The organism is Methanoregula sp. UBA64 (assembly GCF_002502735.1).
In the GTDB taxonomy this organism is placed as follows: domain Archaea; phylum Halobacteriota; class Methanomicrobia; order Methanomicrobiales; family Methanospirillaceae; genus Methanoregula.
Genome location: NZ_DAQC01000001.1, coordinates 48,819 through 54,928, shown reverse-complemented (window position 1 = coordinate 54,928; position 6,110 = coordinate 48,819). Strand labels below are relative to the sequence as shown.

At 58.7% G+C, this 6,110-nt stretch carries 6 protein-coding genes and 1 tRNA gene (1 of these 7 only partly in view); 1 reads left to right on the top strand and 6 read right to left on the bottom strand.

Annotation, left to right across the window (positions count from 1 at the left end):
• A tRNA-Trp gene (locus BP758_RS00285) sits at positions 1–92 on the bottom strand; it reaches 349 nt to the left of the window's first position.
• A 201-nt stretch (positions 93–293) separates the two neighbouring features.
• On the opposite strand from BP758_RS00285, the gene BP758_RS00280 reads away from it, so the two are divergent.
• Positions 294–1,997, top strand: coding sequence for an AMP-binding protein (locus BP758_RS00280; RefSeq protein WP_292367574.1), 1,704 nt, complete (start codon positions 294–296; stop codon positions 1,995–1,997).
• 37 nt (positions 1,998–2,034) lie between these two features.
• Here the strand turns inward: BP758_RS00280 and BP758_RS00275 are convergent, their stop codons facing one another.
• Genes BP758_RS00275 through BP758_RS00255 form a run of 5 tightly spaced genes read right to left on the bottom strand, consistent with a single transcriptional unit; the run spans position 2,035 to position 6,038 of the window.
• Complete coding sequence (locus BP758_RS00275; protein WP_292367572.1) at positions 2,035–3,495, bottom strand: MFS transporter; 1,461 nt, start codon at positions 3,493–3,495, stop codon at positions 2,035–2,037.
• Positions 3,496–3,553: 58 nt separating this feature from the next.
• Positions 3,554–3,742 (bottom strand): hypothetical protein, encoded by a 189-nt coding sequence (locus BP758_RS00270; RefSeq protein ID WP_292367570.1) that lies wholly within the window; start codon positions 3,740–3,742, stop codon positions 3,554–3,556.
• 55 nt (positions 3,743–3,797) lie between these two features.
• Entirely contained in the window at positions 3,798–4,010 is a 213-nt protein-coding gene (locus BP758_RS00265; RefSeq protein ID WP_292367568.1) for a DUF3006 domain-containing protein, read from the bottom strand.
• An 11-nt stretch (positions 4,011–4,021) separates the two neighbouring features.
• Positions 4,022–5,353 (bottom strand): amidohydrolase, encoded by a 1,332-nt coding sequence (locus tag BP758_RS00260; protein WP_292367566.1) that lies wholly within the window; start codon positions 5,351–5,353, stop codon positions 4,022–4,024.
• A 13-nt stretch (positions 5,354–5,366) separates the two neighbouring features.
• Entirely contained in the window at positions 5,367–6,038 is a 672-nt protein-coding gene (locus tag BP758_RS00255; protein ID WP_292367565.1) for an MTAP family purine nucleoside phosphorylase, read from the bottom strand.
• Between the last annotated feature and the right edge of the window lie 72 nt (positions 6,039–6,110).

Genomic DNA, 6,110 nt, shown 5'->3' with positions numbered 1-6,110 from the left:
TCAGCAGACCCATTGTTCATCATCTGCGAGCACGTTTTTTGAACGCAAAGACCGCTGGAGCCCGTCGCCATTCCGGGCTTGGCCACAACCCCGCCCGTCATGCAGCATGTTGCTACAGCTGACTGTACAAAATCGTGCTGACAAAATTTAAGTGTTGTTACCGGACGCCCGGTTTTCCCGCCACAGGCAGCCCTGCAAGGCCCGTCGGTTTTCCCCGGCCCAGTCTCCAAAAGACACCGACGAACGCCGGGGCGGCACTAATGATATATGCTCTTCTCCCCCCATATTTTACGATGGCTCAGGGTATCAGTTACACGTGCGGCACCGCAGAGTACCCGCTGCTGGGGATGACCATCGGGGAAATGCTGGACGTGATCGCAGCAAAATATCCGGATAACGAGGCCGTGGTCTCGGTCCACCAGAACATCCGCTGGACGTATAAGGAGTTCCGCGAGAAGGTCAACGAGGTAGGCCGGGCGCTCATGGGCCTCGGGGTAGAAAAAGGCGACCGGGTCGGCATCTGGGCAATGAACCATGCCGAGTGGATCGTAGTCCAGTTCGCAACCGCGAAGATCGGGGCGATCATGGTCAACATCAACCCCGCCTACCGTACCTACGAGCTCGAATACGCCTTAAAGCAGGCCGAGATCCAGACCCTGATCCTCCAGGGGCGGTTCAAGACCTCCGATTACGTGGGGATGTTCTACGAGGCCTGCCCCGAAGCCTACGAGCAGAAGGCGGGAAAGGTCTCAAGCGAGAAGTTCCCCTTCTTAAAAAATGTCGTCTTTATGGGGGACATCCCGTATAACGGCATGTTCACCTGGCCCGAGTTCATGAAGAAGGCCGAAGAGATCTCGCAGGACGAACTGGTCGAGCGGGGCGAGTCGCTCACGTTCGACGATCCCATCAACATCCAGTACACGAGCGGTACGACCGGGTTCCCCAAAGGCGTTGTCCTCACCCACCACGGGGTCTTAAACAACGGCTACATCATCGGCTCGGGCATGGGCTTTACCGAGAAGGACCGGCTCTGCATCCCGGTACCGTTCTACCACTGTTTCGGGATGGTCCTCTCCAACATGGCCTCTGCCACCCACGGCTCGACCATGGTGCTTCCCTGCCCCACCTTCGATGCCGAGGAGGTCTTAAAGACGATCGAAAAAGAGCGCTGCACCGCCGTCCACGGCGTGCCCACGATGTTCATTGCCGAGCTCTCCCTCCCGAACTTTGGGAAATACAATCTTTCCACCCTGCGCACGGGCATCATGGCCGGTTCCCCCTGCCCGATCGAGGTGATGCGGAAGGTCAATACCCTCATGAACATGCGGGACATCGTGATCGTGTACGGCCAGACCGAGACCTCGCCGGGCGTTACCATGACCACGACAAAAGACCCGCTCGAACGCCGGGTCACGACCATCGGCAAAGCCTTCCCGCACACGGAGCTCAAGATTGTGGACCCCAAAACCGGCCGAATTGTCCCGATGGGCGAGGTCGGCGAAGTCTGCGCCCGCGGCTACTGCGTGATGAAATGCTATTACAACAATCCGGCCGCCACCCATGCAACCCTCGACAAGGACCACTGGAACCATACCGGAGACCTTGCCACCATGGACGAGGAGGGCTACTTTAAGGTCGTGGGCCGGCTAAAGGACATGGTGATCCGGGGCGGGGAGAACATCTACCCGCGCGAGATCGAGGAGTTCCTCCACCACCACGAGAAGGTCTCCGATGTGTACGTGGTCGGCGTGCCGGACGTGAAGTACGGCGAGGAGCTCTGCGCCTGGATCAAAGTAAAGAGCGGGCAGGCACTCACCGAGAGCGAGGTAAAAGAGTTCTGCAAGGGAAAGATCGCCCACTTCAAGATCCCCCGGTATGTCCTCTTTGTCGACGACTTCCCCATGAGCGTGACCGGCAAGATCCAGAAGTTTGCCATGCGGGAAGAGTCCATCAAAAAACTGGGCCTTGAATCCGCAGACGGGATCAAGACCGCATAAAGAGCCCGGCCCCGTCCTCTTTTTTTTAAGAAAAAAATTATTCCGCTTCGGCGGGCCGCTCGTCTTTCCCCCGTGCAAGGGAGGCAAAGATGCCGATCACGCACATCACGGTAAAGATCATGAAAAGCCAGTGCAGGCTTGCGGTGAACTGCGGGTAATACTGCGGCGTGATCTCCACATCACCGATGAAGATGGCAAAGATCATCATCGCGATACCCATCGAGAGCATCTGGCCGAGAAGACGGACCGTCCCGTTGATCCCCGATGCGACACCGTAGTACCGCTTCTCCACCGCGCTCATGATCGCGTTTGTATTCGGCGACGAGAACAGGCCGAAACCCAGCCCGAGGAGCATGAGCACGGCAATGATATACCAGAGCGGGGTTGCTGCGGTCAGGAAGACAAAGAGGAAGAGCCCCAGTGCGGAAAGACCCATCCCCACCGATGAGATCACCTGCGAGTCGTACCGGTCCGAGAGCCAGCCGGCAAAGGGCGAGACAAGCATCTGGACAAACGGGGCTGCGACGATAATCAGGCCGGCGTGTTCCGCTGAGAAGCCTTTGGTGTACTGGAGGTCGAGGCTGAGCAGGAAGGCAATCGCGTACGTTGCAGCATAGTTGATAAGCGCCGCAAGGCTCGAAAACGTGAAGATCCGGCTCCGGGTAAAGAGCTTCATGTCGAGGACCGGGCAGGCCTGATGCAGCTCGAACCAGACAAAGAAGGCCAAAAAGACGATACCGGCAATCACGAGTGCGCCCCCGTACACGGCCGGGAGAACAGAGAACCCGTACATGAGCGCCACGAGGCCGACACTGTAGATCAGCGATCCGATAAGATCGAAGTGTTCTCCTGCGCATTCGGCCCACTCGCCTTTGAGTTTCCACAGGACAAGGGCGATCGCACCGATAGCAATGGGCACGTTGATGTAGAATATTGTCTGCCAGCCGAAGAGATCGGTAAGGATCCCGCCGGCAAACGGCCCGATCGTCAGGCCGAGGTACACGGCTGTGATGTAGATGCCGAGCACTTTTCCCCGTTCGCCCGGGGGGTAAACCGCGATCAGGATCGCAGCCGCGGTTCCGTAGATCATCGCTGCGCCAATCCCCTGTAAAACCCGGACCGCGATCATCTGCTGCTCGGTTGCAACAAGGGTCATGACCAGCGACGCAGCCCCGAATACCGCAAGGCCACATAAAAAGACCTTCTTTCTCCCGTAGATATCCGCGATCTTCCCGAACGGCACGAGGAACAGGGCGGATGCGAGGATGTATGCGGTCGCAACCCAAGAGAGGGCGATTGCGTCCATGTGGAACTGGGTACCGATAGTAGGGAGGGCAATGTTGACCGCAGAACCGTCAAAAGGCGTTAAAAAGCCGGCAAGGATCGCGATTAAAAGGACAATGTGCTTCTCGGTCGCGGTTACCGGCCGGGCCGGGGTCCGGCAGATCGCGGGACTCTGGGCTGCGGCATCGCCGTTTGCAGGTTCTAATGACTGCATTTTTTTACCCTCGCTTCCGGGCAGGTAGAATAAAAAGGAGAATGATATCGGCCTTTTTTTAAAATACGCCGAACCAGGCCATGTACGAGGCAATCACCATCACGACGACAAGGACGATCAGGATCTTGTACCCGCACTTCTCGCAGATGCCAAATGCCGACGGGTGGCAGTCGTGGCAGAACTCGGATTTGCAGATCTTGCAGGTTTTAGAGTGATTGTGTTCCGAATGCTTCTCACAGCACGTCATAGTGCAAAAGTTTGCCCGGGATAGGGTAAAGATATGTCGGATATGATCCGGGGGATTACTGATCCATCAGGCCGTTGATGAGCCGGGCGACACGATCCTGGGCCTCGCGGGTCGCCTCATGATCGGGTGCGAGCGAGACCGTGATGATATCGCCTTCGCTGCACCCTTCCGGAAGAAGGACTGACGGTATGTTGAACCGGAGAAAATCCCGGTCGGGAAGCACAAGCACCGCGGTGGGATCCCCGATGCGCTCGATAACGGCTTTCATGAAAAAAAGGATCAGGCAGTCTGTGCCCGTTTCACCAGGTTCTTTGCGGCATCCGCTGCACCGGCAAGGACTTCGTGCTCGCCCGGGATCTCGCGGTCGAGCATCAGGACGCGCCCGGCGCAGATCGTGGTCTCCACCGCAGCCCCGCTGCATGCGTACACCAGATTCGATGCCGCATTGTGGAGGGGCGTGTTGCAGGCCGTGCGGGTCGGGACAAGGATAAGGTCGGCAGGTGCGCCTGCGACAAGGGTCCCGGTGCCAAAGCCCAGTGCCTTTGCCCCGTTGGTGGTGGCCATTGCAAGAGCCGCCGGTGCCGGGAGCACGGTCGGGTCGTTCCAGAAGAACTTCTGGAGCAGGGCAGCGATCTTCATCTCCTCGAACATGTCAAGGTTGTTGTTCGAGGCGCAGCCGTCAGTCCCGAGGCAGACGTTTGCCCCTGCCGCAACCAGCTTCTGGTACGGGAGCGCCCGGTGGGTGGCAAGCTTCATGTTGCTTGCCGGGTTGTGGGAGACCGAGACCCCGCGTTTCCCGAGCAGCGCACATTCGCCGTCATCCAGCCAGCAGCCGTGGGCTGCAATGGTCTTTGGCGTGAGCGCCCCGCATGAATCGAGCAGGGCGGCAGGGCGTTTCCCGTGCTGCGCAACGCAGTCGTTTACCTCTTTTTCCGTCTCGGAAAGGTGGATGTGGAGGGGAATCTCCTGCTCTTTTGCAAACTCCGCACACCATTTCAGGCCCTCGGGTGAGACCGTGTAAGGAGCGTGCGGCCCGGCAGCGGCCCGGATCCGCGGGTTCTTCAACCCTTTGATATGGGAGACCAGCGCCTCGGTCGCTTTGCACTCGTGCTCCCGCTTTGCGGCATCGCCGAGATCGATGAACCCGTAACAGAGCAGGGCCCGGATCCCGCTCTCGTCCACGGCCTTTGCCGCGGACTCCATGAAGAAGTACATATCGTTAAAGGCAGTCGTCCCGGTCCGGATCATCTCGAGGCAGGCAAGTTTCGTGCCCCAGTACACGTCGTCTGCCGTAAGATGGGCCTCAAGCGGCCAGATCTTGGTGGCAAGCCAGTCCTGCAGGATCATGTCGTCCGCATAGCCCCGTAAAAGGGACATTGCCGCATGGGTGTGGGTGTTTGCAAGGCCGGGAAGCGCAAGCGCCCCGTCGCCGTCAATAATAAACTCCGCCTCGCCCCGGTGGCGCTTGCGGATATCGTGGCCGATATCGGTGATGGTCTCGGATGCATCGATAAAAATGTCGACCGGCGTTTTCTCCGCGACAACATTGGTAATGAGCACGGACTTCTTTTTCCCGAATATATCAGTAGTCTGGTGATTCTGTTCCGTCATGGCAACTCCTCATTCATCCCATCTTTTCTATGATCGCGCCCAGGGTCTCTTCGGTCCTTTGGCAGTTCTCCTTTGCAGTGGAGAGGATGTGGTCGAAGCTGAGCACATCCTTCCCCAGACCGTTTGCATAGTTATCGATCGTGCAGAGCGCGGCAAAGTCCATTTTGAGTTCGCAGGCAAGCGTTGCCTCCGAGGCAACCGTCATGCCGACCACATCGGCAACCTTGGCGAGCGCCGCAACCTCAGCAACGGTCTCGATCCGGGGCCCCCGGGTCTGGACATAGACCCCGCCGAGCCGGGCTTCGGGGACCGTCCGCGAAAGCTCTTCGGCAAATGCCCGGGGGAGCTCCGGCATCACATGCTCGATCTTATGATCATGGATCGAGGGAATGTCGGTCACGCTCATATAATCGGTCGGGATCAGGACGGTGCCCGGCGGGATCGCTGCTTTAAGCGACCCCGACGACCCGAACGCAACGATCCGGTCCACCCCGGCCAGTGCAAGGGCGGCAAGGTTTGCCCGGTAATTGATCCGGTGCGGCGGCCTGCCGAACTGGTGGCGCATCAGCATCACGATCTCCCCGTTGAGGATCTCGGCGCTGCCAAACGGGGTTGCAACCGTCTCCTTTTTTAGTTCCGGTAAGGTAGAGAAGAGCAGGCTTGTCCCGCCGATGATGCCAAGCATTCAGGCACGCCCCCTCTGCCCGGAAAAAGCGGGGCTGCCGTTTGCACGTTGTTTCTCCATGAAGACCTTCTG